The following is a 25939-nucleotide window of genomic DNA, read 5'->3' on the forward strand; positions in this document are numbered from 1 at the left end:
AGTCAGCGGCTATTTAATACTTCTGCGATATGCATCACTTGAATGGGCTTATCAAGACGATTCAGCCTCCCGCCAATATTCAGCAGACATCCGCAGTCAGCACCAATAATGTATTCAGCGCCTGTCTCCTCTATGCTTTGGACTTTCTCATCGACCATTTGCTCAGAAATAGGTGTCATTTTTACTGAAAAGGTTCCTCCAAATCCGCAGCAATTTTCTGCACGCGGCAATGGTGTCATCGTCAAATCTTTGACATTTGACAACAGTGTGATAGGTGCTTCCTTAATTCGCAGCAGTCTCGTCATATGACAGGATGTGTGATAGGTTGCGTTTCCTTTCAGGCTCGCCCCTACATCTGTGACGTGTAATATATCAACAATAAACTCGGTTAATTCATATGTTTTCTCAGTAAGTGCCTCAGCTTTTGCTGACCACACTGGGTCTTCTTTTAAAAGATGAGGATATTCTAAAAACATCGCCTTACAAGAACCTGACGGCGTCACGACATATTCAGCTGATTCAAAGGCTTTGATCATGTTTTTTGCTGCTTTGATGGTTTCTTTTGTATAGCCGCTGTTAAAGGCTGGCTGTCCGCAGCACACTTGTGCCTCTGGAAATTCCACCTCTACACCGAGCCTTTCTAGTACTTTCACTGTCGCCTTTCCTACACTTGGCTGCATGGTGTCAATTAAACAGGTAACGAATAAATGGACTTTCATCGGCGAACTTCCCTTCTTTGCTGCAATTTGATTCATTAATTTGGTCATCTGATGACGAAATAACAGACCCTATTTTCATTTTAATCCCAAATTTCTGAAATTTCAACGAAGTGATTTGTCTAAACTTGGACATATGGCATGTGTAGCTTGAATGAAAAAAACGCCCTTTTGATAGGGCGCTTGAGAAGATTTATTTTGAAATCAATTCACGAATTCTTTCTTCGATAGGTGTTAAGGGCCGGCCTAATAATGTTTCGAAATCACGGCTTTCAACAGCTAAGGCACCATCGCGAATGCCGCTTTGAATGGCTTTGACGAACGGAACAGCTTCTTTTGGTACACCATTTGAAGCTAAAAACTCTCCAAATGTGTCGACATCAATTTGCTCGACTTTGATCTCTTTTCCGCTTACCTCACTGACAATGTGTGCAAGTTCAGTATGCGTCCGAAGAGGTCCTGACAGCTCATATATCTCCTGGTCATGTACAGGAAGTGTTAACGCATTTGCGGCCGCTTCTGCGTAGTCATTTCTTGTTGCCCAGCCAACCTTGCCATCACCAATTGGACTTAAAAATGGTGCGCCGCTAACGGCTGCTAGAATCGTATCTTTTTCGTTTTCTACATACCAATTGTTTCTTAAAAACACATGAGGAATGCCAGAGGCCACAATCGCTTCTTCTGTTTTTGCATGGTCATGTGCAAGGACAAGCTGACTCTCTCTTGCACTCACAACGCTTGTATAAGCAATAAAGGATACACCAGCTGCTTTCGCCGCTTGGATGGCAGCCGTATGCTGCTGCACGCGGTCTCCTTCTGCAGTTGAAATGATCAAAAGACGGTCAATGCCTTGAAAGGCTGCCTTAAGGGTGTCTGGCTGAGTAAAGTCTCCGTGGCGTACATCCACCCCAGATTCCTTCAAATGTGCTGCTTTTTGCGGGTTTCGAACACTGACCGCAATTTGTTCAGCCGGTACCTTTGTAAGCAAATGCTGGACGACGAGCGATCCAAGTTGTCCTGTTGCGCCTGTTACTAATAACTTCATTTGTTTGACCTCCTCATTTTGTGATTCGACGGTGATGTTTTGGTACAGCTTTACGTATCCGTTTATTCGTTATAACCTTCTCGATTACAACAACTGGTGTAAAAAAAGCTCAAGTTCAGCCTGAGCTTCTTTTATTCTGACTCTGTCAACAATTGCTGGATGGTCACTTGTTTGAGGTGATTTTCAAGCGCTGCCTGAGCTTCTTTTAGTTCACTCCTCAGTCTTGTATCCATTGCTTGACCAATCGGACATGCGATGACTGGCTGATGGAAGTTAAATAATTCTTCATCCTCGCTTACATCGACAGCACGGTACACATCTAACAGCGTGATTTCCTCTGCCGGTCTTTTTAAATAAGCCCCGCCTACTCCACGGCGAATCTCAATAAGACCCGCCCGTTTGAGCATTGCCATCATTTTTCGAACAATGGCTGGATTTGAATTCACACTCTCCGCAATAAAATCCCCTGTACACTCTTTTGGAACACCTGCAATAAATGACAAAATATGAACAGCAATTGGATACCTGCTGCTAATTTGTTTCACAATCTTTCACCACCGTTGTAACCAATATAGTTACAATGAGTGATTTTGTCAATCAATAAACGGATTTTTCTTTCTATCCCAGTCCTCATATGTCATGATATCGTAGTCTTCTGCTGTATCAAGTTCAAGCGGGGCAATGCATTCAAGCAAATTCTCATCTGGGTCAAGAAAATAGATCGCTGCATGAAATTGCGGCGGATTATCCAGAACTAAAGGCTGTTCCTCTTCTGAAAAACCAAACATTGGGTGAATACTGATGCCTTTTTCAACAAGCCAAGCCTTGATCTGTTCGATACTGGACGTTGTAATTTGAAAGGCAACGTGCCGAGTCGAGGGATGGTATGGAAAGGCATTTATATCTACTTTCCACAAGCCAAGCCAGCTCTTTCCTTTTTCAATCCATAAAAAAGCAACTCGTTCATTTTCGTGAGCAAGTGTCAATTCCAATTTTTCATAAAACGCAATAGATGCCTTCAAATCACTCACAGGTAAATGGGCTTCATACAAACCTTTTATCATCATCAAAACCACTCCTTTTCTCCCTTCTATTCTCCTGGATTTGATGAGATTCCGCCTCAGCAAAACGATGTATTTTATCCCATTCATTGGTTTGAGAAGAATGATATGTTTGATCCATTGCAGATGGGGGAAGGTGTTCAAATAAAAGAAAGGAGCGTTTCATATGCCTTGGACGATGAATGATTATCCGGCTTCATTTCAATCGTTAGATAACGTCATTCGAAAAAAAGCGCTTGAGATTGCCAACAAAATGATACAGGAAGGCTATGACGAAAATAGAGCCATCCCAATTGCGATCAGTCAAGCGAAAGAGTGGAAAAAGAATGCAACGGAGAATGAGATAGAGAATTTCTCAGCTCATGGTTCAGTCACTCCTTCTAAAAACAGCAGCTCCGCAAGACCAGAGCTCATGGATCATGCGCAGCATGTCGTCAAGCACGAAGAAGGCTGGGCGGTTCAAACAGAGAAAGCAAAACGAGCAAGTGAGGTCAAAGAAACGAAACAAGAAGCAATTGACCGGGCAAAGGAGATTGCTTCTAATAAAGGGACTTCTGTTGTTATCCACAGAAAAGATGGAACAATTCAGGACGTGTTAAAACCGCAATAAGACCGCCCGTAAGCGGTCTCAGCGTGTAGGCAAACCCTCGCATTCGTTGTCAGGTCTGCGCTTCGGTGCTCACGAATGTCAAATTCGCTCCGCTCCGGTGCTCGTCCTTCCTAGACTTCAAAGGTTTTCTATCACGCTGAAAAGAAGAAAGTGAAGACCGCCCGTAAGCGGTCTTTTCTTATGCATTCTTTTCTTTTTTCGCTGGTGTTTTTCTTTTTTTAGGTGCTGCTTTTTTCGCTTTGGCAGGTTTTGATCGATCGATTGAAGCCTGTAGAGCCGCCATTAAATCAGTCACATTGGATGCAGGATCTTTTTTGCCTGTCGTTTCTGGCTGAACCGTACGTTCTCCAGATATTTTATCGCCAATTAAGTTCATCAGCTGTTCTCTGTATTCATCTTGATATGCCGCTGGATCGAATGTCGTGGTCAGCTGCTCGATTAAAAGGAGCGCTGTATCTAACTCTTTCTTTACAATGTTCTCCTCTTGGGGGATATTCGGTACATCAGATACTTGTCTAATTTCATCAGGGAAATGAATGGTTTCCATCAGCAAAATCTGTTCATAGCACCTAACGATTGCTAATTGCTCCTTTGAGCGGATCATAATCTTCGCCACACCAATTTTTCCCGATTCCTCTAAAGCTTTTCTTAATAATGAATATGCCTTCGCACCGCCAGTATCTGGGGATAAGAAGTAACTTCTTTCATAATAGATTGGATCAATCTCTTCTATCTTCACAAAATCAATGATTTCGACGGCTTTTTCTTCATTTTCTTTTCGCAGTTTTTCTAGCTCTTCATCGTCTAATTCAATGAATTTATTTTTCGCATACTCGTACGCTTTGACGATTTGTTCTGGTGCCACCTCTTCCCCGCAGTTGGCACAAACCTTTTTATAGTTAATGGGCGTGTGACACTCTTTATGCAGCTGTCTTAACTTAATATCTTTGTTCTCTGTAGCAGTAAACAGCTTAACTGGAATATTGACTAGTCCAAAGCTAATGCCGCCTTTCCAAACTGTATGCATCGCGTCGCCTCCGTTCTTTTCTCCTTACTATGTAATGTTTTCGTTAGACTTATGTATGCGAATGAAAATTTCATCCCACTCTAAGAACACATCATATGAGGAAGTGACATGACAATGAAACCTATGCGATTAACGGCGGCACATGATATTCCTACCGGTTCAGACTGGGTGTATGAATTAAAATATGATGGCTTTCGGACCATCCTGATGTGGGAGGAAAACGAGATTCATTTAGAAAGTAGATCCGGAAAACGATTAAACGAACAGTTTCCTGAGGTTATTGAACAGTGCGAACAATTAAGGGACCAGTTTGCTCCTTTTTTACCACTTACGTTTGATGGGGAATTGGTCTTTTTACTGGATGAACAGCAAAGCGATTTTGCGAGGGTTCAGCAAAGAGGCAGGCTGAAAAACAAAGAGGCTATTAAGCTGCAGGCTGAGCGGTTTCCATGTCATTTGATTGCATTTGATCTATTAAGATGTACAGGGAGATCCCTTGTTGATTTACCGTTGATGGATAGGAAAAAACAGTTACAGCAAGTTTTCCAAGAAGCAAAACTTCCGCCATCTGTTCAGCTGGAGCACCCTTCCCTTCTTCAACTTATTCATACAGACACAAATCATGAATATATGAAAAAGCTGATGACGACGTATTTAGCAGAAGGACTCGTTGCGAAAAAAAAGACGAGTAAATGGCACGACAATACCCGGTCAAAAGAATGGCTGAAAGTCAAAAACTGGCGCTATGTCTCTGTCATTGTGACTCGTTTTGATAAAGAAAATGGCTATTTCCAAGGCTGTATTTATCAAGATCATCATCTCACCGAGGTTGTCCAATTCAAGCATGGGTTTTCTAAAGAAGAAGAACAAACGCTGCGTACACTCTTTCAAACAAAAGGCCAGCTAAAAGGAGCATCAGGATATGAAATCCCTCCTTCTATCGTCGCCAGCATTGCTTGTATATCCTTTGATGGATCCGCCTTAAGAGAGCCGCGTTTTTCTTCCTTTTTACTAGATACTGACCCAGCAGCGTGTACGTTTCAGCAAATGCTCAAACAGCTGTATCCGCTCCCTGCCGTGATTGACGTCACTCATCCTGAAAAACCGATTGTGCCGGCTCTTCATCTGAACAAGGCAGATTACTTACTTTATTTGAGACAAGCGGCTCCCTATCTCTTGCCCTTTTTACGTGAAAGACGACTTACTTTAATTCGGTTCCCCCATGGCGCTGGGGATGAATTCTTTTATCAAAAGTCGACACCTGATTATGCACCAGATTTTGTGTTGACCGATCAAGTTGATGATATTGCTTACACGGTCTGTAATGACCCTCAGACGCTTCTTTGGCTCGGTAACCAGCTTGCGATGGAATTTCATATTCCTTTTGAAACAAGGGATACGGACCGGCCGGTCGAAATCGTCTTTGATTTAGACCCGCCATCTGTTAACGAGTTTCATCTAGCCATAGAAGCTGCCAAGCGAATCAAAGCGCTTTTAGACGGGCTCTTTCTTACAGCCTTTATTAAAACAAGCGGCGGTAAAGGACTGCAAGTGTATATTCCATTAAAGAAAAATGCCTTCACATACGAAGAAACGAGATCATTCACCGCGTTTATATGCCAATTTTTATGTGAACAAGCTCCTGAGCTATTTACTTTAGAACGTCTTAAGAAAAAACGCGGCAATCGCTTGTATTTAGACTATATTCAGCACGATGCTGGAAAAACAATCATCGCGCCCTATTCACCAAGAGGAAATGAGCTTGGACTTGTAGCGACACCGCTTGAATGGGGCGAACTCCATCACGATGGCCTTCATCCTTCTTTGTTTACCATGCCAGCTGTTATAGAGCGTCTAAAGGAAAAAGGAGATCCATTCCGCCGTATGAGGCATCTTGTAAATGATGACACTTTCAGACAAGTCTTACATCGGCTTGAAGACATTATACCGGCACATAAGATGGACATACGCGGTCATTAAGCGTTACACTTATTCATTAGAGAGTAAGAAAGGGATGACCATTTTGACCGCACATTCATTTCGAAATACAGCACTAATCTTCTTGTGCCTTTCCGCAGGTATTGTAGATGTGATTGGCTATTTGAGCCTAGGGCATGTGTTTACAGCCAATATGACAGGTAATATTGTGCTGCTTGGCATTGCAGCAGGAAGCTCCTTGCAGCTAACAGCCCTTCATTCCATCACTGCACTGAGTGGATTCGTTCTAGGGGTTTTACTTGCTGTTGTGATAGGCGGAAAGCATGAGAAAACGTTTTGGCCAAAAGCCGTTACACGTATCTTTATCATAGAAGTCATGATACTACTTCTATTTGCTCTCATGACCATTTTCCCTTATACACAAGGTGCTTATTTTATGCTCATTATCCTTTTAAGTATGGCCATGGGCCTGCAGACAGCGGCCGCCCGCAAATTAAATGTGGCTGGCATTTCCACAACGGTTCTAACGAGTACACTCGCTAACCTATTTGAAGATTTGGCTCAGCGCATTTCACACCGGGAAAAAAGAAAAGCTCCTATACAGCATGTCAGTTTCATGCGAATAGGCTCTATTGTCTTTTACTGCCTAGGTGCCGCTTTAGCGGCATACACAGATGCGTACGACCCGTTTATCATCATTTGGCTGCCTATCTCTATCCTTGGGGTGATTGTGATCACTGCTGCATTGAAGCACTTTCACCAATTGAAATAGCCAATCGTTAGATGGCTATTTCAACGTTCACTCATAACTTCTCACATAAAAACCAGGAGGACGCCCCATAATGAACGTGGAGCCATACGGATATCCAGAAAATGTCCCGAATCCCCCGTATCCAGGGAAACCGCCTAAACCAGAAAACACACCAGAGCTCACATAATACCCGCCAAAGCCGATATGAGAACCAACCGATCCGATATGTGCTCCCCCACCGCTAAAACCGCCTCCATGAAAACCTCCATAAACTCGTGGATACATACAATCACCTGCTTTCGTCTAACAACTCATCACATCATATGCATGACAAATGGAGCGGTGTTCCGACTTTTTCTTTTACTTCTATGTACAATAGACCAATTTGATAAAATGTGAATGAAAAGTCCTGCAAAAAATTAAATTAAGCAAAGAAAGGTGACCTTTTTAACTTGTTGCGCTGCCCTATGTTTATTTAGAATAATGGGGCAGGTAACAAATTTGCACACCCCCTTTGTTGCGAATTCTTCTTATTAAACGTTCTTGTAGCGTTTAATAAGAAGAGCCTATTAACAACATACAAAAAACCCTTGCTGACGATGATCAACAAGGGCGAGAGATAAATGGTGGATTAACCACCAATGATTTTTTCTGCTACTTCGAAAGAACCCGCAACGTTTTGAGTCAGAACTGACGCAGCGATCGCTAAACCTACAACGAATAATACTTTTAAACCTGTTTTCATCTTAAATCAACCCCATTCTTTTCATATGTAAATCCGCTTCTAAACTTTTGTTCAAGTAAAAAACAGACTGCTCATAAAGTGCTTGCTTTTCACAATACTTAGCAGCAAAATGTGAAAGCTCTTTTACTTCATGATATTCATTCTTCTCTTCTAACTTTCTTAATTTCTCATCAATTTGCTGAAATCTTTGTGGTGCATTCGTTAAGTAAAGGTCATGGACGATGCCTATTTTCAGCTGAAACACTTCATGAGAAGCATCTTTTATTCTGGCATACGCAGCCTCTATATATTGGCTTGCACGCTGCTTTTCACCAATCACACAGAGTTCCCGGCTGATCAGATACGTAGAATGGAAAAAGAAATCCGACTCATAATATTCTTGATGGGACAGTGCTTTTTCAAGATGACGTATTGATTCTTTCGGTTTGTTCCAAAATGAATATAAAATGGCTACATTGTGATGGAGCTGAGCCAGCATAAAGTCATCCTGCTCGCTTGTCAAAACCTCTTCCGCCAGGCGATAATTTTCAAGCGCCTCTTCATACCGGCCGATCTCTGTTTGATTCGCCGCAATGAGAGAGTATGAAAGGGCTGTTCTTCTTTCATAATGCTTGTGCCGTTTATAGACGTGAAGTGCTCTGCGGATATAGCTTAATGAGAGCATGATATGACTAAGCCGGTAGTAAAGCCAGGCCACCTTAAAATCGAAATCAGCACGTTCGATCTCACTTGGAATTTTATCTAAGAGCTTTTCAGCACTTTGATACATTTGCAATGCAACCTCGTAATTTCCTTGATGCTGCTCATACACACCCTCATAAAAATCAAAATAGTAGGCAAGTCGGTTAGACAAGTCATCCTCTTTTTTCCCGTGATGACCTTCTATACTTCTCGTTGAAACACTGCCCTTTTGCCCTCTTAAATTGTACATGAGAATGTGATGCCTCTTCTCAAGAAGAGAATAGTACATAAGGATGTCCGCATCGTCAATTTCCTCTACCGCTTGTTTCGCTTTAGCAAATAACCGTTCTGCCTCATCTGCATGATCTTTTTTGATTTCCATGTTCCAGTCATTTAATAATGATGCCAATTCCGCAACAGGAATCTTGCTCATTCTACACCCCCAATCACCTTCAGCTGCATCACATGATTTCACTAAATATGGAACTTCTATTAGCAATTGCTAATTAAGTCCATTTGAGATCATTTTAATATGAATCTCTCGAATCTTCAATAACCGTTTCCATTGAAAATGCGTTTCTTTCTTCTAGTCAATGATGTTTGTGTAAAAATTCCGCCTTTTTTCGGTTTTAAAGTAACCAATCATCTCGTAATGAAATGAAAAAGCCCTTTTTTGGGGGCTTTTTGTCCTTATTCCAATCGTATAATAGTAAGTGCCGCTCCAACCGATCCTCCCCCAAGTAACACTATTGCTGCGACTAAACCGAAAATTTGGAGAGAAATCTGGTTACCTGCTGCAAGTGTTGTAATGAGTGATACGTTGTAGGTAGATGCCGATAAAGCGGGTGTTAATATAGAACCAGGAATGGCAGATCCGCTGTTAATGATCCTTGTTCCGGCAAGCAGCGCTACACTTGTGTTCACTTGATATGTGATGAAATAGCGGCCTGAGACAGGCACTGTAAAAATCGTATTTCCACCACTTGCCGTAAAACCATCTAAGCTCTGATTATTAGGCAAGGAAACCGCTGTCCCGCCTATGACAACAAGCACTGTACTTCCCGCCGTATTGGACGCGTACATTGAGTTAGCGGTCACAATTGTGCCGGTTGGACCTGTTACTCCTGTTGATCCGGTTGGGCCGGTTGATCCTGTTGCTCCCGTTGGACCTGTTACTCCTGTTGGGCCCGTTGATCCGGTTGTTCCCGTTACTCCGGTCGAGCCGGTTACTCCTGTTGGACCCGTTACTCCGGTCGGGCCGGTTAATCCGGTTGTTCCGGATACTCCGGTTGGACCCGTTATTCCGGTTATTCCCGTTGGACCTGTTACTCCTGTTGGACCTGTTACTCCTGTTGAACCCGTTACTCCGGTCCGGCCGGTTGCTCCTGTTGAACCCGTTACTCCGGTTACTCCGGTTGCTCCCGTTGGACCTGTTGCTCCGGTCGGGCCGGTTGATCCCATTGATCCTGTTGGACCTGTTGGGCCGGTTGATCCTGTTGGACCTGTTGCTCCGGTTACTCCGGTCGGGCCGGTTGATCCCGTTGGACCTGTTATTCCTCCACACATATTAAGTTGGGCGCACATGCCTCTCACTTCTTTCAAACTGTGGAATCTTTAAGACATACACACTAATACTGATAATTGAGAGAAAAAGAAACGACAATACTTCCAGTCGAGGTCCCGCCAGTAGCTACAATCCCAATGGAGTTAAGATCACTGAGCGTAATGGATCGACTCTCTCCTGGAGGTACAGTGAAATCTGGAACAGCCGCACCGTTGACCTCTAATGTCACAGTTGGTGCTACAGCCACGATTCCGTTGTTTTCCACCATAATGGTCCCGTTTATGACAAATGGTGTTCCATCCGTCCAGACGACAACTGGATCCGCTGCTGCTGCTAAATCGACTGTGAAGCATACCGCATCATTCACAAAGCCTGTTTGCTCATTACTACACCCGCCTAAAATAGCCATTTTAACCCTCCTTCAACCTATTCTTGATAGACTATGATCTAGTGTTCTATGAAGATTGTGCGATTATCCCAGACTCAAAGCCTTATTTTTTTCCTTTGTACCATGTTTAATTGAATGTCTAAGCGCGCTTGCACGTTTTCAGTGGCTTGTTTCTTTAAAATCAACATCATATCTTTTACAGTAATCGATCGACTTTCTCCTTTTTGGACACATATGTCATGACATGCTTTTTTTGTTTGAATGGTAATAGAAACTGGCACTTCTTGATCATCATGATGATGCAAAACCACTGTTGCTGTATTTAGTAATCTTGTTCCATTACGCCAGATTTCAACCGAACTGGGGGATGTTGAAAAATCAAGAAGGAGGTGGTGAGGTTCTATGTTCTTTAAAATGAGCGCATCATATACTGGCAGCTCTGCTTCAATCATTCCGCATAAAAAAGAAAGATCAACAAGGATCTTTGAACTGGATCGATACAAGACTTTCTGACAGCAAGTCGACCTCATGCAGCATGGAACAAGGAGCTCTAATACCACACAATTCTGTTCTTCATTGATGGAAATTAAAGAAAAATAGCAAGTATTAAACACACTTCTTTCAACGAACACCCAGGAGTAGAAAGGTTCCCCATTTTCCATGATGAGCAAAAAAGGAGAACTCATTGAACGTTTGTGAGTAAAGCCTTCATTTTTTGTTTGATTAATTATCTCTTTCAGTTTACTCATCAACAGGTTTGTCACTTTCTATCAGCCCAATTCAATGCTGTATACAAATCCATATGGTCTTTTATCATATGTGCCTTTGACTATTTTGTGCGATTCGCGTAAAGATCAGCGGCAGAAAGAGAACCCATGGAACTAATCGCAAAATTTACCGAACGAAAAGTCACTTTTAAAAGCTGTTCAATTCATCTATCGCATAATACGATATTACGTCATGCTCCGCCAAAAACGACGCCAGTTATACGCAAATAAAAAAACAAATCAATAAAGCTTTAAAAGTGTTAAAAGGTTTATTCATACATTGTGAAAATTATCACCTTATATAAATAGGTAAATTTAAGGTATTTTTACAAAATTCGACACAAAATGCTTTTTCTCTTTGATACTATTGAATTAACCTATTTACAAATAATAGGTTAATTCAAATTAAGGAGTTGTTTTGTTTGAAAAAATCAACATTAAAAAAAGCTGTATTATCTATCGCCTTTTCTGCAACAATGTTATTTTCTATGAATACTGCAAGTGCTGCTCCGTTAGAGTGGGTCAGAGATGCTTATCCTGATCAGTGGGATTACGTATTAATTAAACAAAATGGGGTAAGTTACACTCAAGTTTGGACAAGTAGTAACAGTTATTTCCTTGTAAAATGCGAAGTATTATCTAACGGAAAATGCTTTGTTTCAAAATAAAAATATTTACAAAACGACTTCCAATTTTGGGGTCGTTTTTTACTTCAAAGTCAAACTCCTCTAAATGGGTGCTTTAAATTAAACCTCATTGAGAGCATAATCCAGGTCTAGGAAAGTCTTTGCTTTTAAACGTGTATACAATCTTTCACTCATACCGATTTCATTATATACCTTGTAATAGTTAATTTTGGAGCATATTTTGGTTTAATCTCCCTAATCTCTTTATACATAGGTTTTTCTTTACAATAACCCTATTAGCATTTTACTATATATAATAAGATCAATAACTTCCGCGCCTCAGCAGCTCTAGAAGGCTAGAGCACTGTAAAACGAATTATAGCTGGCGAGCCGCAAGGTAAGGGTTTCAGAAGCATCAAAAAGCACACTGAGACAGGTGAAATTCCGTAGGGAAGCGGTGTTGCCCCTAATCTATGCTTACCGGGTTCGAATCCCGTCTGAGACGTATGAGGTCGATGGAATTGGAGGATAAAACATCATGCATGTGTTTGAAGAATATGTAAGCAATATCGGTAATCCAAAGCTGAAGCAGCGCACACAAGACATTTTACAATGGATTTTAGACACATTCCCTCAATTAGAGCCAAGAATTGCTTGGAATCAGCCCATGTTCACAGACCACGGCACATTTATTATTGGGTTTAGCGTAGCAAAACATCACATTTCTGTCGCACCAGAAGGTAAAGGAATCGATCACTTTTCAGCTGACATTGTACAAGCGGGTTACGATCATGGAAAAAAGATGTTTCGCATGAAGGAAAGCTTGCCAGTTGATTATCCTCTCCTAAAAAAAATCATCGAATTTAATATCGAAGACAAAGCGGATTGTTCAACGTTTTGGCGAAAATAAAAAGCACCCCGATCTGAGCCATTAACAGACCGGGGTATTTTGCTGCAACATGTTATTTTGTTCTCTTCCTTACAACTTTCTGCTCAAGCCACTCATAACATGACAAAATGGTATTAACGCTCCTTTGGCATATCGGCAAATATACAACAGCGACCGCTGTTAAACACGCCATGACAGCACCTGCTAAGACATCAAATGGATAATGGACACCTACCCAAATCCTTGAAAAACCAACGGCGCACGCAATGATCAGCCAATAAACATGGCGTTTGTGAAAAAGCCAAAAGATCAGACAAACAGAAAAAATAAAGATGGTATGATCACTCGGAAAAGAGTTATTTACTTCCTTTTGAATCAAAAGATTGACATGGCTCATTTCGGCAAAGGGCTGCTGGTTGGAATAAAAAATTCCTGCAATTTTGCTAATTAACTCTGCCAATATGAAAGTAAATCCGGCAGATACGACCACCTGCCTATTGGTTCTGCTCCGATTTTGAAACCATATGAACAGACACATGAGCGCTGCTAACAGCACTGTATATTCAGCTAGTCCAATGAATAACGGATTCAAGTAACCATGATCGATACTGAGCTGATTCACCCACCTAAATAAATTTTCATTAAATCCCTGCATCTCATTTCATCCCTTTTTCCTCGATTTATGACAAGGATAATTGAAATGAGATGACCGCTCCATCGATCGAACGAACAAACCATGGAATCATATGACATGTTTGTCACTTTACTGTCACCTGCACATCATTCACTGAGTGCTCTATAGAGAGTGATGCTGCTCCCATTCCTTTTTTAGCAAAGCATATTGATACGTGTTTTCATATTTAGGGGTGCCGTCCTCATAAGTAGTAAATGAAATAAACTCAAGAAAAAGGCCTTCTTTCCGCATGCCTAATCGCTCACATAATGCCTGTGAACGGACATTATCATCTTCTACATAGGCATAAAGCCGCCTTGCTCCCTTTTCTACAAATAAATAGGTCAAGAATGCTTCAGCACTCTCACGTGCATACCCCTTTCCTTCATATGCTGCATTGAAATTCCAGCCGATTGAATACGTATCAGGCTCCTCTTTTAAATGAAACAACTCACCGATAATTAGTTGACTTTCTTTTAAACAAACCGCTACATATGAATGATCTTCTTTTCTCTTTTGCACTTTAGCCACAGCTTCTTCTAATGAAAAAATTCGATCACTAAGAAAACAATTTACTCTTGGATTAGACAAGTACTCCAGCATCCCTGCCGCATCTTCATCACAAAACGGTCTAAGAATTAAACGATTCGTTTCTAATTGATTCATAAATGACTCCTCTTTGCATCATTTCGTGTTTTCTAGTCTCTCCATATTTTAGATGACATGCACCTGCTTTGACAATCAAGTTGTTGTGAAGTGTCTTCAAATAAACGAAACTCATAAAAAGCATTTTGCTATTAAATAATTTGATCAAAACTGATAAAATAGAACATAAGTTTGTATTTTATTAAAAAGGGGTTACTTGATGTGATCAAAACAGTGGATGGTAACATTTTAGAGGCAAGTGAAGACATCTCTGTCACCAGGTGAACTGTAAAGGGGTCATGGGCGCTGGATTAGCCAAACAAATCAAAAGCAAATACCCCAATGTATACAAAAAGTATAAACAATTATGTACAGAACAAGGAGATGACTTGTTAAGCTCCGTTCAACTCATCACAACGAATGACGGAAAAACAATTGCCAACTTATTTGCTCAAACTGGATACGGTAGAAAAAGAATGCAAACGGACTACGATGCCTTACGCAGCTGCTTACAAAGCCTAAAAGACACAGTAACCCATTCAAATGAAAAGAAAAACCAAACTTCCATCGCCATTCCTTACGGGATCGGCTGCGGACTGGCGGGCGGCGATTGGACGATCGTGGAAGACATGATTGAAGGGGTATTGGGTGATTGTGAAGTGACGGTTTATCGGTTTAGATAAAGGGAATGAGGTTTTTATGAAATATATAAAATACAGTCATACAAAAACCCTCCTTAAATTGGAGGGTAATGTGTGTTAGCTGTTATTTTTATTTTTTATATAATTTAACACAGTTTCTTTATCTTCCTCATCTTCAGGGAGAATCCCGAATGTTTCATATTCCCAAACCTCTATTCTCTGAATGCCATAAAGCCCTATATTGAGAATATCTTCATAGCCGTACTCAATTGAAAACTTCCCTGACTTCTCCAGCTGAAGGGTAGCTGTTGTCCAAGCTCCTAAACCATTTTTTATATACTCCTTTTTCAAATCTTCAAAGACTTCACTGAGTTCAACTAATAAATGGTCATAAGTAGAGTCACTTACTCTATATCTTTCTGGAATATCATGTCCATAAACACATTCTTCATTATTAGGTTCAGTAAAATAAAAAGTAATTCCAGCTGAATCGTCTAGAATTTCAGCGTACATCCAAACTTTATCCCAATCACATGGTATAATTTCATTAATTGCTTCTGCAATTTTTTTATAATATTGTTCTATTGATTCCACTAGTATTAACCTCCAGGTTGATTTTTAATAGTTTCACGAACGGAACGTTTTCCAATTTTATATCTCACTACAAAACTTTCAGGTCTTAATGAATCATCTTTATAGATAGGCCGAATACTAACCTCTACATGTTTAGGTGGGTCTTTCCTCAAGGCTGCTAACCACTCTTGTTCTATCTGATACCATTTCCCACCACTTCGATTGATCTGTGAATTCATAGGTATGAGATTATCAATATCCCCAGACCCTTTAAAAATAGAGGCAATCAAATGACCTCCATCATCATCTAGTAATCGATCAGGCTTTCCTGAATTGGACTGAGCATATTGGTTTCTTTTGATCTCTCCGTATTTTAAATCACTTGCTTCGACTTTGACAATCCTTCCGTAGTGGTCGGTTGTGTAGGTGTACCCTTGCTTTGTTGAATAAACGACATTTGGTTTTAATACTTTTTTACGTTTCCATCTCACATAGTGATCTCCGTAACTGACAACGGTTGGCGGTGATTTTGGTGCTGGTAATCGTCTGCCTGTCTTAGAGATTCCGTATCCTGAGTTGTTGTCTAGACGCTTTGCCATGGAGAGGAGTTTATTTTTAAGATTTTCTCCGTCAAAAACGTTATATGGTAGCTTCGGTCCGCCAGCCATTTGAAACTTTGGTGAATATGGCAATAGGCTAGGAATGGAGACTCTGTCTAATGATTTTGCTCCTTGTTCAAGCCCTTTCTTCACTGTAGTTTTAGCCGCTGTTGTCCCTGTTTTTGTAATGGCTCCTGCCCCTTTAGAGCCAAAGACGATTTCTGCTAGTGAACCAGTCGCATAGGCGAACCAGTGTGACCGGGAATACGCATCACCATCTATGACTTCTTTTTGGAATGAGTCTGAAATTGATTTTCCAATTGCTTTCGATGTTTCAATTGGATGAGAAACAGCCGTTACAACCGATTCAACGGCACCTCCAGGGTCTGTTACAAGATCGTAGATACCAACCACTGTATCTTTTGCCACATCATATAGACCCACTGCAGCACCTTTTACACTATCAACGAATACCTCTGATGCTTCTTCCTGCGCTTTGATTTGGAGCAGCTGGCTGTAATACATTTTTTGATCGTAAGAAAGATTTTCATATCCAATTTCGTCTACAATCTCAAAGTATTTCTCTTCTGATATACACGAAGGATCATTGAGCTTTTCCTTCAATTCTTTGATTCTTCGTTTCTCTTTTTCTTCTTTTTTTACTTTTAAATATGCTTTCACCTGTGCATCGATTTTATCATGATTCTTGTACACATCTGTCTCATGAAATGCTTTTGCATCATAATACATGGGCTGAGCGTTCTTTCCTTTTCCTGTAGCAGCCATCATTTTTGTATAAAATGTTGCAAGATGTTTTTCAATCGGTTCTGATTTTGCGTATTCTGTTTTTAGGGCATGATCTAATGTATGTACAGCCTCAATTGCATCTTTTCTTTTTTTGTTCGCATCATCTAAGTGCTCGTCTACCTCTTTGCTGGAAAATGTCTGCAATTCAATCAAATCACTAATATCGTCAAAAATAGCCGTAAGGGCTTCTTTTTGTTCCTTCACCATATCTTTATTGTTCTGAATGCCTTGCTTCAATTGAGCGTCTAAGAAGTGCTCGTCAATAAATGTACTACCGCCTAATGATTCATCATCAAGCTTTCCTTTCACTCCATCTAAAAAAGCCTTTTGCATATCGATAAAATCAAGATAAGTGTCCGTGTATAGTGCAAGATCATTATAAAAAGCTTTGATATTATCTGCACCTTTTCCAGTAAACTCGTCACCTAATCCCGATACACTTTTTAATGCTTTTTTCACAAGTTTCATTTCTTCTTGAAGCTCATGATAGGCCTTTGACCTCTGTTCGACAGCTGATAGTAAAGATGGAGCATCTAATATTTTCATATAAAAAAGACTCCTTTTATGGAATATTCTTTTACTAGAATACCATAAGGAGTCTGACACTTTATACCACTTTATCCATTTATGAATATCCTTTTTTACTTCAGGCGCATTCCTTAGTTTTCTTAATTAGATCTTTATTTTATAAAGTAATTTTCTCGTTCTAAACCCTTAATAATATCTTTTATTTTTCGGTCACCTCTTGAATAAAAAGCCAAAAAAATAGTTTTAAATATTTTAGGCAATAATTTATAGGTTTCAATTTTTGAACAAAGATGAATGAATTTATCCTTTGATTTTTGTAAGTTTTCTATTTGATCCACTGGATAAAGAATATATTCATCTTCAATAAAAATTGATTGAATTATTAATTCCTTATAAAAAATATCAATATGAATTTGTTCTGTATTTTTATTTACATCGTGATCAAAATTCATATTTTTAACTTTCTCAAATATTTCTTTTTTTATTAAATCTAACTTTTTTTTGATTTTTATGCGTTTTATATTTGGTTGATAATGAGATACCTTTGTTTGAATATAATTCATACCAATAACTTTTGCTACAACCGTTCTATGATTACCATCTCCAGAAGTGAAGTAACAATCTAAATCTTCTAAATAGCTAAGATGAATTTTCCTATCCTGATCTTCCTTAAATGACTTTTTATAGCTTTCTAAGCCTTTTTTCTCTAGGCTATCTATAAGATAATCCACTCTACTTCCCATCGCATCAAAATTTTCTAACCAAGAGTCTTTACTTTTAACTCGGTATGCTCCCACAATTTTACTTACCTCAACTAATCTCTCCTTCTCTTCTTCCATTTTAGGCACATACTTATATAATCTAAAATCAGGATAATTATGTGGATATGTAGTACTCATATTCTCTATTTGACTTTCAGATACTCCTGCCCTAACAATTTTTTTTATTCTCTCAGACATTCTCTTTCAACTCACTTCTATTTAAGATTTGCAAAAATTTTATTTATTAAAAGCCCCTCCATTTGGCGCTGTCCCCCCGTTTTTACACTTTTAGAATCTTGGGCATCTATGAAATATGTTCAGGAGCGACTTGGCCATAAAAGCATTCGAGTAACATCTGATATTTATTCTCATATTAGCAAAAAAATTGACATGGATTCAATGAATAAATATGAAGAGCACATCTCCAAGATCATGGAGTGGTTTTTTCATCATTTTTTGTGGGTGATACCTGTTTCATTTTAAAAGATAAGAAACACCCCCAAAAACAATAAACCCCTGAAACCAATGGCTCCAAGGGGTTTTTATTATTAATACTGAGACATATACTGATCGCGTTCCCATGGGTGTACTTGGGTGCGGAACATATCCCATTCGATTTCTTTTGATTCGATGAAGTGTTCGAATAGGTGATCGCCTAGTGCGTTGATCATGACTTCGTTTGATTTCAGTAACTCAAGTGCTTCTGCAAGTGTTGCAGGCAGGTCAGAGATGCCGTTTTCAAGGCGCTCTTCTTTGTCCATGACATAAATGTTTCTGTCGATTGGTGCTGGTGCGGCTAGTTTATTTTTGATTCCGTCTAGACCTGCTGCAAGTAATACGCTTAGTGCAAGGTATGGGTTTGCAGATGGGTCAACGCTGCGCACTTCTACACGTGTGCTGATGCCGCGTGATGCAGGGATACGGATCAATGGACTGCGGTTTTGTGCACTCCATGCAACGTAGCAAGGTGCTTCATATCCAGGTACAAGACGCTTGTAAGAGTTCACCGTTGGGTTTGTGACCGCTGTGAAGCTTGTTGCGTGCTTGACGATACCTGCGATAAAGTGTCTAGCAGTCTCGCTTAATTGTAAATCTGCTTTTTCATCAAAGAATGCGTTTTTGCCATTTTTGAATAATGATAGGTTACAGTGCATACCAGAACCGTTTACACCGAACAATGGTTTTGGCATGAATGTCGCATGAAGACCGTGCTTTCTCGCAATCGTTTTGACAACGAGTTTGAACGTTTGAATGTCATCACAAGAACGGATAGCGCCAGCATATTTGAAATCAATTTCATGCTGTCCAGGTGCTACTTCGTGGTGAGATGCTTCAATTTCAAAGCCCATTTCTTCAAGCTCAAGCACGATATCACGGCGGCAGTTTTCGCCTAGATCTGTTGGTGCAAGGTCAAAGTATCCGCCTTTATCGTTTAGTTCAAGCGTTGGCTCGCCTTTTTCATCTAATTTAAATAAGAAGAATTCTGGCTCAGGTCCAAGGTTGAAATCACTAAATCCTAGTTCTTCCATTTCCTTTAAGACACGCTTTAAGTTATTACGTGGGTCTCCATCAAATGGCGTCCCGTCCGGCTTGTAAATGTCACAAATAAAGCGTGCAACTTTACCTTTTTCTGCTGTCCAAGGGAAAATAACAAATGTGTTGAGATCTGGGTATAGATACATATCTGATTCTTCAATACGTACGAAGCCTTCAATAGATGAACCGTCAAACATACATTTGTTATCGAGAGCTTTTTCTAACTGGCTCACAGGAATTTCAACATTTTTAATCGTTCCGAGAATGTCTGTAAATTGCAGACGAATGTACTTTACGTTTTCCTCATTTACTAATTTTACGATATCTTCTCTTGTGTATTTTGCCATTTCGTAAAACTCCTCCCCTACAAAAGGTAAAATTGTATAGCAATGCTTTTGCTAATTCGTTAACGGAAGAACCTTGACATATCCCCCTGCCTAAAGGTCGTTCCTTGTTGGAAACGTCCAGCCTGAATGAGTTCCTTCTTCAGTAGCTTCCTGAGTTCATCATCTGTCAAGTTGTGCTTGGCTGTGGTTTTCTCCTCGGTCTTTGTGTCAGACGCTGGATTTTCTGCCTCAGCTTTGGCAAAAAGTTTTTTGATTCCTGCCATGTTTACACCTTGTTCGATGAGGTTTTTAATTTCTAGTAATTTATCAACATCATGGAAAGAAAATAATCGGCGATTCCCATCACTTCTTGCTGGAAATACTAATCCATTTTCCTCATAATAGCGAATTTGCCTTGCAGATAATTCTGTTAGCTGCATGACAATCCCAATTGGGAATAAAGGCATTGAGCGGCGAATGTTATCACTCATCTCAACTGTCTCCTCCTCTTTGCTTAAATTTATTATATGTCATGTTATATTATGTGTCAACACTATGTTAGGAATATTAACATGGATTTTTTTATTGAGCAGGTATGTCGATAAAACCTTGTTCTAATAAGGCATCTACAGCACTGCAAATCGCATTTTTCACATGGGCATACGTGAGTCCGCCTTGAACGTAGGCTGTATAAGGCGGTCTGATCGGTCCATCGGCTGACAATTCGATACTAGCTCCTTGGACGAAGGTGCCCGCTGCCATGATGACATCATCCTCGTAGCCCGGCATATAGCTCGCATGCGGTGTGACGTGACTGTTGATCGGAGATGCATATTGAATCGCCTGGCAGAACGCAATCATTTTGTTAGGATCGCCAAATTCGACTGATTGAATCAAATCCGTTCTTTTCGCATTCCACGCTGGGTTCGTTTGGAATCCGAGCTTCTCAAGAAAACGAGCCGTGAACACTGCGCCCTTTAAGCTTTGAGCCACAACATGCGGTGCTAAGAAAAATCCTTGATACATTTCCTGGAGCGCATACAGCGATGCACCCGCTTCACTGCCGATGCCCGGAGATGTCATTCGATAAGAGCAAGCTTCTACCCATTTTTCTTTTCCAACGATGTAGCCGCCTGTTTTGGCAAGGCCGCCGCCTGGATTTTTAATAAGGGAACCTGCCATAAGATCCGCTCCCACATGACATGGCTCTTGTAATTCAGTAAATTCACCATAACAGTTGTCCACAAACACAATGATTTCTTCATTGATCTCTTTTACAAATGAGATCATTTGCTCGATTTCTTCTATTGTAAAGGAGGGTCTTGACGCATAGCCTTTCGAACGCTGAATGCCGATCATTTTTGTTTTAGAGGAGATTGACTCTTTTACTTTGTCATAATCGACGGATCCATCTTGTCTTAAATCAATGGCCTTGTAATCAATCTGGAAATCTTTTAATGAGCCTGTCCCTTCTTTGCCGCGGATCCCTACAATTTCTTCTAGCGTATCGTATGGTTTTCCTGTCATATAGATCAATTCATCGCCAGGTCTCAGCACACCAAATAACGCAATGGAAATCGCATGTGTGCCGGAAATGATCTGCGGACGCACAAGGCCGCTTTCTCCTCCGAAGACATCTGCGTAGATCTTTTCTAACGTGTCTCTTCCCATATCATCATAGCCATATCCAGTTGTCGGGTTAAAGTGAGAGTCACTGACTTTATGCTTTCGGTAGCTTTCAAGCACCCGCCACTCATTTTGTTCGCTCTTTTGATCAATTTGCTGATGCATGTGTAAAATGTCTTGTTCTGTTTCTGCTGCTACTTTTTCTAAAATACTGCCGTGTTTTAATGTATGAAACATCTTGATTTAATTCCTTTCTTACAACATATACTTCTTGATTTGACCTAATATGGTCTGCTCCTCACCACTAAACCCGGTGATGTCATAAAGTTCTGCTTCTTTTTGAAATTCTAGTGATTCTACAAGCGTTTCTGATTTTAATGCGGAGATGAGCTTTCCTTCATACGCTGGAATCTTCACATGATATGGCTTTAAAAAGTTTTGTTTCAGTTCTGCCATAATATCCGCTTTTAATCGTTTCACATCTTCTTCGCGTCTCGCACTGATTAACAGATGACGATGCTTTGAAGATGGGATGAAATCCGGTCTGATTTGATCTTCTTTGTTATAAACCGTCAGCATTGGAATACGATCTGCTTCTAAATCCTCTAAAAGCTCATGAACCGTCCGTTCGTGACCTTCGTAATCCTCATTAGAAGAATCAATGACGTGAAGCAAATAATCAGCTTCCTTCACTTCTTCAAGAGTGGAACGAAATGCCGCAATGAGTGTTGTTGGAAGGTCTTGGATAAAACCAACGGTATCTGAAATCAGCACACTGTAGCCAGATGCTAATGTCATCTTACGTGTCATTGGATCAAGTGTCGCAAACAGCAGATCCTCTTCATGACTATCTGCATCTGTTAATTGGTTAAACAAAGTAGATTTTCCGGCATTCGTATACCCAACAATGGCAATTTGGAACACACCATTTTTCTTCCGGCGTTCCCGGTATCTTGTACGGTGTTCTTTGACTGTAGATAATTGCCCATTAATTTCGTGAATACGGTTTCGAATATGGCGTCTATCTGTTTCAAGTTTTGTTTCACCTGGACCTCTTGCGCCAATTCCGCCTCCTTGTCTTGAGAGGCTGATTCCTTGTCCACTTAGTCTTGGCAAGGCATACTGAAGCTGGGCAAGCTCTATTTGCAGCTTCCCCTCTCTTGTACGAGCCCTTTTTGCAAAGATGTCTAAAATCAATTGTGTACGATCAATAATTTTCACATCTAAGGCAGTTGCCAAAGCTTTTAGCTGACTTGGAGACAGTTCGTCATTAAAAATAATGACATCACATTCAAATTCCTCGCAAAGCACTTCAAGCTCTTCTACTTTGCCTTTACCGATATATGTTGCGCTGTCTTGTCTATTTCTCTTTTGCGTCATCACGCTGACAGCTTCACCGCCAGCTGTTTTGGTTAAGGAAGCTAATTCTTCCATTGAGTATTGAAAGCGTTCATCCGTGACATGCGGCAATTGACAGCCGACAAGGATCGCTTTTTCTGTCATTTCATGTTCATTCAACGTCAGTTGTTTCCTTTCTGTACTTAAGTTTTCAGTAGTACCATCATACCAAACACATCACACGTATACCACTATTCGGCTGGTTTATTTTAGTATCTCTTTATAAAAAGGATACGCCATTTTAAGTAGGCGTATCCTCTTTCATTTGCAGATCGTGACTTTTAATCGTGAGCAAATCTTTTTTATCATAATGATCCACAAGCAGGAGTCTCATCGCTTGGGTTCGAATGGCCTTTTCAATCGTGTTTCGCACAAAGCGGCCGTTGCTGAATTTTGCAGGACTCGTGGTGCTTTTAATGTGCATTAAGTAATCTCGCAGCTTCCATTCAGCTTCTTGGGTAAATATATATTCTCTGTCAGCCATCATTCGTTTGGCAATGTCCATGAGCTGATCGACGGTATAATCAGGAAAGCTGATATTGATTGGAAATCTGGATTGCAGCCCAGGGTTTAATGATAGAAAATGATCCATTTCCTTAGAGTAGCCAGCAAGAATGAGAATGAATTCGTGCTGTTTGTCCTCCATATGTTTTACTAGGGTATCAATCGCTTCTTTCCCAAAATCCTTTTCGCCTCCGCGGGCAAGAGAATAGGCTTCGTCGATGAACAAAATGCCGCCTAGTGATTTTTTAATTAACTCCCTTGTTTTTTGCGCAGTATGACCAATGTACTCTCCGACAAGATCTCCGCGTTCCGCTTCAATTAAGTGCCCCTTTGAGAGGACATTCATTTCAAAGAAAAGCTTCCCGACAAGTCTTGCAACCGTTGTTTTCCCTGTGCCTGGATTCCCTTTGAACATCATATGAAGCGCTTGTTTGCCTACCTTTAACCCTTGTTCCTGCCTTTTTTGATTGACAAAGATCCAAGCATAAATCTCTTTTATGTTTCGTTTCATTTCATCCATACCGACAAGGCTGTTCATTTCACGCTCTATTTCCCGTAAGATGCTGTGCTTTGCCTCATTTTTCTGCAAGGCTTCTAAGTATTCTGCCTCTGAATCTGCATCAACCAATACTTGCTTTTGTCCGTTAAGTATAATATTGATTTGGCCGTTGTTTTTATATGTGACAGCTCGCTCCAACGTATTCACCTCTCGCTCTTCTCTCTTTATTCTATTCGGGTGGAGCTGTAATCGTGACAATCGCCCGCTTAAGCCCAAGTTTGCTGTCAAAATGACCCGAGATACCGAATATTGTAGGGATTTCTGCGGTTTCCCAGGAAATGATGTGCTATTTCCATTGTATTCATCCAATTTAGGCGGACAAACCAACAATTTGTTTTTTCTTAGAAAAATGTAGCTTTCTCATCACAAATTGTGCAGAAAAGAGTCTCAATGATTTCCGCATATTGTACAGGCAATTCTTCTATTTTCTCATAAAATAAAGACGAGGTGATGAATAGATGGTGAAAATTTTTATTGATCCTGGCCACGGAGGAACAGATTCTGGAGCTGCTGCAAATGGACTTTTGGAGAAAAATATAACACTGCAAATCGCGATTTTACTGAGAGATATGTTGATTAGTGATTATGATGACGTTTCTGTCCGCTTAAGTCGTTCAATTGACCAGTCCGTCACTTTGGCCCAGCGTACAAATGCGGCAAACAGCTGGGGAGCTGACTATTTCGTGTCTATTCATATTAATGCAGGCGGGGGCACAGGTTTTGAAAGCTTTGTGTATCCTGGCGTTTCAGCACCGACCACCACGTATCGCAATGCCCTTCATGATGAAATTGTTCGCTCGGTGGATTTTGCCAACCGCGGCAAGAAAACAGCGAACTTCCACGTTCTTCGAGAAACTTCTATGCCCGCTATTTTAACAGAGAATGGTTTCATCGATACGACAGCTGATGCAAATAAGCTCCGCAATGCGACCTTCCTTCAAGGCATCGCTCGCGCTCATGCCACTGGATTAGAGAAAGCCTTTCAGCTGAAAAAAAAAGCAGGTAATCTTTATAAAGTACAGGCTGGGGCTTTCAAGGTGAAAGCCAATGCGGATGAATTAGCAGCCACACTTAAATCCAAAGGCTTTGACGCCTTCGTTGTATTAGAGGGAGGTATGTTCCGAGTGCAAGCTGGGGCTTTCCGCACAAAACAAAACGCGGATGACCTCGTCGCAAGACTAAAGCAGGCCGGTCACGACGCATTCGTTTTCCAATAACTGAAGCTGTTATAACGAAATAAACCGGCTCAAGTCTGCTGCTGAGCCGGTTTATGATTGATTCTTTTATGCTAAAATGTTCACGACAAATTGAGACCATGTTTCAAGTCGATCGAAGTATTCGGGCTTTTTCAAATCGGATGCTTTCATCCATTTTCCTGAGATTTGATCTGTTTCTTTCACTTCTACATGAGCACCCGGCGCTAATTCAAGTGCTGATAACAGGCCAATGTGCACACGGCCGACACTGTTGTCATCATCATTAATTAAACCAAGGGTTTTCATCTCAAGCTTGTCTTCTTCTTGAATAGAAAGTTCCTCGTCCAGCTCACGATCCGTATTTTCCTTTAGAATTTCAACAAAGTTTTTCCCTTCGATGAAATTCATGTGACCACCAAAGCCAAGAGACAACTTATGATGCAATCGAGTCTCTCCCCCGCCTTGAAGCCTTTCATATACATACACTTCGTCCTCACGCTTAATCACGACATAAGGAATCGGCTGCTTGAAGTCAGGATTTTCTTCCGCATCGCCTCTGCGCATCTGCTCGAAGTGCTCTTCGATTTCTTTCATAATGGTGTTGATTGTTTTCTCTTCACTATTCACACCATTAAACGCAAGCGTTTCGTTTTGGAACACGCGTGTGCGCGGTGCAACTAGTATGATTTCATCCATTTTTCCCATGCTCGGTAACCTCCAGTATGTAACGCATTGTATGAAATGGCAAAAAGCCAAAAC

28 protein-coding genes are annotated in these 25939 nt (G+C 40.6%); 7 read left to right on the plus strand and 21 right to left on the minus strand.

The annotated features are described in order from the left end of the window. Positions 1 to 2: 2 nt before the first annotated feature. The 4 genes from ACSSTM_RS03120 to ACSSTM_RS03135 all read right to left on the minus strand — a co-directional run bounded on the left by ACSSTM_RS03120 (position 3) and on the right by ACSSTM_RS03135 (position 2828). Entirely contained in the window at positions 3 to 719 is a 717-nt protein-coding gene (locus ACSSTM_RS03120; protein ID WP_034660757.1) for a (Fe-S)-binding protein, read from the minus strand. A 190-nt stretch (positions 720 to 909) separates the two neighbouring features. Then, the gene (locus ACSSTM_RS03125; RefSeq protein WP_437403986.1) at positions 910 to 1761 is read right to left on the minus strand and encodes an SDR family oxidoreductase; all 852 of its coding nucleotides are present in this window, start codon (positions 1759 to 1761) and stop codon (positions 910 to 912) included. A gap of 131 nt (positions 1762 to 1892) precedes the next feature. Beyond that, positions 1893 to 2306 (minus strand): Rrf2 family transcriptional regulator, encoded by a 414-nt coding sequence (locus tag ACSSTM_RS03130; protein ID WP_106038673.1) that lies wholly within the window; start codon positions 2304 to 2306, stop codon positions 1893 to 1895. Positions 2307 to 2354: 48 nt separating this feature from the next. Further along, positions 2355 to 2828 (minus strand): VOC family protein, encoded by a 474-nt coding sequence (locus ACSSTM_RS03135; RefSeq protein ID WP_106037251.1) that lies wholly within the window; start codon positions 2826 to 2828, stop codon positions 2355 to 2357. Between the two features lie 160 nt (positions 2829 to 2988). Here ACSSTM_RS03135 and ACSSTM_RS03140 point away from each other — a divergent pair, with 160 nt between their 5' ends. After that, on the plus strand, positions 2989 to 3432 hold the full coding sequence (locus tag ACSSTM_RS03140) for a DUF2188 domain-containing protein (RefSeq protein ID WP_437403987.1): 444 nt from the start codon (positions 2989 to 2991) through the stop codon (positions 3430 to 3432). Positions 3433 to 3610: 178 nt separating this feature from the next. On the opposite strand, the gene ACSSTM_RS03145 is transcribed toward ACSSTM_RS03140, so the two are convergent. Beyond that, positions 3611 to 4459 carry a Ku protein gene (locus ACSSTM_RS03145; RefSeq protein ID WP_437403988.1) on the minus strand — a complete coding sequence of 283 codons (849 nt, stop codon included), beginning with the start codon at positions 4457 to 4459 and terminating at the stop codon, positions 3611 to 3613. Between the two features lie 114 nt (positions 4460 to 4573). Between ACSSTM_RS03145 and ACSSTM_RS03150 the strand changes: the two genes are divergently transcribed. Together ACSSTM_RS03150 and ACSSTM_RS03155 are read left to right on the plus strand one after the other, a co-directional pair. After that, the gene (locus tag ACSSTM_RS03150; protein ID WP_106037915.1) at positions 4574 to 6439 is read left to right on the plus strand and encodes a DNA ligase D; all 1866 of its coding nucleotides are present in this window, start codon (positions 4574 to 4576) and stop codon (positions 6437 to 6439) included. Positions 6440 to 6473: 34 nt separating this feature from the next. Further along, positions 6474 to 7169 (plus strand): YoaK family protein, encoded by a 696-nt coding sequence (locus ACSSTM_RS03155; RefSeq protein ID WP_095285202.1) that lies wholly within the window; start codon positions 6474 to 6476, stop codon positions 7167 to 7169. Between the two features lie 27 nt (positions 7170 to 7196). Here ACSSTM_RS03155 and ACSSTM_RS03160 read toward each other — a convergent pair whose 3' ends face one another. From ACSSTM_RS03160 to ACSSTM_RS03180, 5 genes are all read right to left on the minus strand, one after another. Next, the gene (locus ACSSTM_RS03160; protein WP_095285201.1) at positions 7197 to 7433 is read right to left on the minus strand and encodes a hypothetical protein; all 237 of its coding nucleotides are present in this window, start codon (positions 7431 to 7433) and stop codon (positions 7197 to 7199) included. Positions 7434 to 7894: 461 nt separating this feature from the next. Beyond that, positions 7895 to 9007, minus strand: coding sequence for a tetratricopeptide repeat protein (locus tag ACSSTM_RS03165; protein ID WP_060596408.1), 1113 nt, complete (start codon positions 9005 to 9007; stop codon positions 7895 to 7897). Positions 9008 to 9264: 257 nt separating this feature from the next. Beyond that, on the minus strand, positions 9265 to 10158 hold the full coding sequence (locus ACSSTM_RS03170; protein WP_437403989.1) for a BclA C-terminal domain-containing protein: 894 nt from the start codon (positions 10156 to 10158) through the stop codon (positions 9265 to 9267). Positions 10159 to 10202: 44 nt separating this feature from the next. Beyond that, complete coding sequence (locus ACSSTM_RS03175; RefSeq protein WP_034660755.1) at positions 10203 to 10547, minus strand: DUF3992 domain-containing protein; 345 nt, start codon at positions 10545 to 10547, stop codon at positions 10203 to 10205. 74 nt (positions 10548 to 10621) lie between these two features. After that, entirely contained in the window at positions 10622 to 11275 is a 654-nt protein-coding gene (locus tag ACSSTM_RS03180) for a CotZ-related putative spore coat protein (protein WP_034660754.1), read from the minus strand. 440 nt (positions 11276 to 11715) lie between these two features. Here ACSSTM_RS03180 and ACSSTM_RS03185 point away from each other — a divergent pair, with 440 nt between their 5' ends. Both ACSSTM_RS03185 and ACSSTM_RS03190 read left to right on the plus strand, forming a co-directional pair. Continuing rightward, positions 11716 to 11961 (plus strand): hypothetical protein, encoded by a 246-nt coding sequence (locus ACSSTM_RS03185; protein ID WP_034660753.1) that lies wholly within the window; start codon positions 11716 to 11718, stop codon positions 11959 to 11961. Between the two features lie 496 nt (positions 11962 to 12457). Beyond that, positions 12458 to 12829, plus strand: a complete 372-nt coding sequence (locus tag ACSSTM_RS03190) for an iron chaperone (RefSeq protein WP_034660752.1) — start codon at positions 12458 to 12460, stop codon at positions 12827 to 12829. 52 nt (positions 12830 to 12881) lie between these two features. Here ACSSTM_RS03190 and ACSSTM_RS03195 read toward each other — a convergent pair whose 3' ends face one another. Together ACSSTM_RS03195 and ACSSTM_RS03200 are read right to left on the minus strand one after the other, a co-directional pair. Then, entirely contained in the window at positions 12882 to 13463 is a 582-nt protein-coding gene (locus tag ACSSTM_RS03195; RefSeq protein WP_437403990.1) for an undecaprenyl-diphosphatase, read from the minus strand. A 141-nt stretch (positions 13464 to 13604) separates the two neighbouring features. Further along, positions 13605 to 14147 carry a GNAT family N-acetyltransferase gene (locus ACSSTM_RS03200; protein WP_187704519.1) on the minus strand — a complete coding sequence of 181 codons (543 nt, stop codon included), beginning with the start codon at positions 14145 to 14147 and terminating at the stop codon, positions 13605 to 13607. 278 nt (positions 14148 to 14425) lie between these two features. On the opposite strand from ACSSTM_RS03200, the gene ACSSTM_RS03205 reads away from it, so the two are divergent. After that, positions 14426 to 14809 carry a macro domain-containing protein gene (locus tag ACSSTM_RS03205; protein WP_275718195.1) on the plus strand — a complete coding sequence of 128 codons (384 nt, stop codon included), beginning with the start codon at positions 14426 to 14428 and terminating at the stop codon, positions 14807 to 14809. A 75-nt stretch (positions 14810 to 14884) separates the two neighbouring features. Here ACSSTM_RS03205 and ACSSTM_RS03210 read toward each other — a convergent pair whose 3' ends face one another. The 8 genes from ACSSTM_RS03210 to spoVK form a co-directional block, all read right to left on the minus strand. Next, entirely contained in the window at positions 14885 to 15361 is a 477-nt protein-coding gene (locus tag ACSSTM_RS03210; RefSeq protein WP_106030926.1) for an immunity protein YezG family protein, read from the minus strand. 5 nt (positions 15362 to 15366) lie between these two features. Beyond that, entirely contained in the window at positions 15367 to 17292 is a 1926-nt protein-coding gene (locus ACSSTM_RS03215; protein WP_275718196.1) for a T7SS effector LXG polymorphic toxin, read from the minus strand. Positions 17293 to 17426: 134 nt separating this feature from the next. Then, complete coding sequence (locus ACSSTM_RS03220) at positions 17427 to 18233, minus strand: hypothetical protein (RefSeq protein WP_189318241.1); 807 nt, start codon at positions 18231 to 18233, stop codon at positions 17427 to 17429. Positions 18234 to 18583: 350 nt separating this feature from the next. Next, a complete protein-coding gene (gene glnA / locus ACSSTM_RS03225; protein WP_034662117.1) occupies positions 18584 to 19918 on the minus strand; it encodes a type I glutamate--ammonia ligase in 1335 nt (444 codons plus the stop codon). A gap of 59 nt (positions 19919 to 19977) precedes the next feature. Continuing rightward, positions 19978 to 20388, minus strand: a complete 411-nt coding sequence (locus ACSSTM_RS03230) for a MerR family transcriptional regulator (protein ID WP_034662120.1) — start codon at positions 20386 to 20388, stop codon at positions 19978 to 19980. Positions 20389 to 20479: 91 nt separating this feature from the next. After that, positions 20480 to 21760 (minus strand): aminotransferase class I/II-fold pyridoxal phosphate-dependent enzyme, encoded by a 1281-nt coding sequence (locus tag ACSSTM_RS03235; protein WP_034662123.1) that lies wholly within the window; start codon positions 21758 to 21760, stop codon positions 20480 to 20482. A gap of 18 nt (positions 21761 to 21778) precedes the next feature. Next, a complete protein-coding gene (hflX, locus tag ACSSTM_RS03240; protein ID WP_095285196.1) occupies positions 21779 to 23041 on the minus strand; it encodes a GTPase HflX in 1263 nt (420 codons plus the stop codon). A gap of 121 nt (positions 23042 to 23162) precedes the next feature. Then, positions 23163 to 24122, minus strand: a complete 960-nt coding sequence (spoVK, locus tag ACSSTM_RS03245; RefSeq protein ID WP_034662129.1) for a stage V sporulation protein K — start codon at positions 24120 to 24122, stop codon at positions 23163 to 23165. Positions 24123 to 24442: 320 nt separating this feature from the next. Here spoVK and ACSSTM_RS03250 point away from each other — a divergent pair, with 320 nt between their 5' ends. After that, positions 24443 to 25201: an N-acetylmuramoyl-L-alanine amidase gene (locus ACSSTM_RS03250; protein WP_034662131.1), complete on the plus strand. Its 759-nt coding sequence runs from the start codon at positions 24443 to 24445 to the stop codon at positions 25199 to 25201. A 66-nt stretch (positions 25202 to 25267) separates the two neighbouring features. On the opposite strand, the gene ACSSTM_RS03255 is transcribed toward ACSSTM_RS03250, so the two are convergent. Next, a complete protein-coding gene (locus tag ACSSTM_RS03255; protein WP_034662134.1) occupies positions 25268 to 25885 on the minus strand; it encodes a hypothetical protein in 618 nt (205 codons plus the stop codon). Positions 25886 to 25939: the final 54 nt, after the last annotated feature.

This window comes from Bacillus sp. RK1064 (genome assembly GCF_051488405.1).
Lineage (GTDB): Bacteria > Bacillota > Bacilli > Bacillales > Bacillaceae > Bacillus.

Bases quoted from the DNA above. Each gene is read 5' to 3' on its own strand.
- ACSSTM_RS03120 (WP_034660757.1), bottom strand. From the start codon at position 719: ATGAAAGTCCATTTATTCGTTACCTGTTTAATTGACACCATGCAGCCA.
- ACSSTM_RS03125 (WP_437403986.1), bottom strand. From the start codon at position 1,761: ATGAAGTTATTAGTAACAGGCGCAACAGGACAACTTGGATCGCTCGTC.
- ACSSTM_RS03135 (WP_106037251.1), bottom strand. From the start codon at position 2,828: ATGATGATAAAAGGTTTGTATGAAGCCCATTTACCTGTGAGTGATTTG.
- ACSSTM_RS03140 (WP_437403987.1), top strand. From the start codon at position 2,989: ATGCCTTGGACGATGAATGATTATCCGGCTTCATTTCAATCGTTAGAT.
- ACSSTM_RS03145 (WP_437403988.1), bottom strand. From the start codon at position 4,459: ATGCATACAGTTTGGAAAGGCGGCATTAGCTTTGGACTAGTCAATATT.
- ACSSTM_RS03150 (WP_106037915.1), top strand. From the start codon at position 4,574: ATGAAACCTATGCGATTAACGGCGGCACATGATATTCCTACCGGTTCA.
- ACSSTM_RS03155 (WP_095285202.1), top strand. From the start codon at position 6,474: ATGACCATTTTGACCGCACATTCATTTCGAAATACAGCACTAATCTTC.
- ACSSTM_RS03160 (WP_095285201.1), bottom strand. From the start codon at position 7,433: ATGTATCCACGAGTTTATGGAGGTTTTCATGGAGGCGGTTTTAGCGGT.
- ACSSTM_RS03165 (WP_060596408.1), bottom strand. From the start codon at position 9,007: ATGAGCAAGATTCCTGTTGCGGAATTGGCATCATTATTAAATGACTGG.
- ACSSTM_RS03170 (WP_437403989.1), bottom strand. From the start codon at position 10,158: ATGTGCGCCCAACTTAATATGTGTGGAGGAATAACAGGTCCAACGGGA.
- ACSSTM_RS03175 (WP_034660755.1), bottom strand. From the start codon at position 10,547: ATGGCTATTTTAGGCGGGTGTAGTAATGAGCAAACAGGCTTTGTGAAT.
- ACSSTM_RS03180 (WP_034660754.1), bottom strand. From the start codon at position 11,275: ATGAGTAAACTGAAAGAGATAATTAATCAAACAAAAAATGAAGGCTTT.
- ACSSTM_RS03190 (WP_034660752.1), top strand. From the start codon at position 12,458: ATGCATGTGTTTGAAGAATATGTAAGCAATATCGGTAATCCAAAGCTG.
- ACSSTM_RS03195 (WP_437403990.1), bottom strand. From the start codon at position 13,463: ATGCAGGGATTTAATGAAAATTTATTTAGGTGGGTGAATCAGCTCAGT.
- ACSSTM_RS03200 (WP_187704519.1), bottom strand. From the start codon at position 14,147: ATGAATCAATTAGAAACGAATCGTTTAATTCTTAGACCGTTTTGTGAT.
- ACSSTM_RS03205 (WP_275718195.1), top strand. From the start codon at position 14,426: ATGGGCGCTGGATTAGCCAAACAAATCAAAAGCAAATACCCCAATGTA.
- ACSSTM_RS03215 (WP_275718196.1), bottom strand. From the start codon at position 17,292: ATGAAAATATTAGATGCTCCATCTTTACTATCAGCTGTCGAACAGAGG.
- ACSSTM_RS03220 (WP_189318241.1), bottom strand. From the start codon at position 18,233: ATGTCTGAGAGAATAAAAAAAATTGTTAGGGCAGGAGTATCTGAAAGT.
- glnA (WP_034662117.1), bottom strand. From the start codon at position 19,918: ATGGCAAAATACACAAGAGAAGATATCGTAAAATTAGTAAATGAGGAA.
- ACSSTM_RS03230 (WP_034662120.1), bottom strand. From the start codon at position 20,388: ATGAGTGATAACATTCGCCGCTCAATGCCTTTATTCCCAATTGGGATT.
- ACSSTM_RS03235 (WP_034662123.1), bottom strand. From the start codon at position 21,760: ATGTTTCATACATTAAAACACGGCAGTATTTTAGAAAAAGTAGCAGCA.
- ACSSTM_RS03250 (WP_034662131.1), top strand. From the start codon at position 24,443: ATGGTGAAAATTTTTATTGATCCTGGCCACGGAGGAACAGATTCTGGA.
- ACSSTM_RS03255 (WP_034662134.1), bottom strand. From the start codon at position 25,885: ATGGGAAAAATGGATGAAATCATACTAGTTGCACCGCGCACACGCGTG.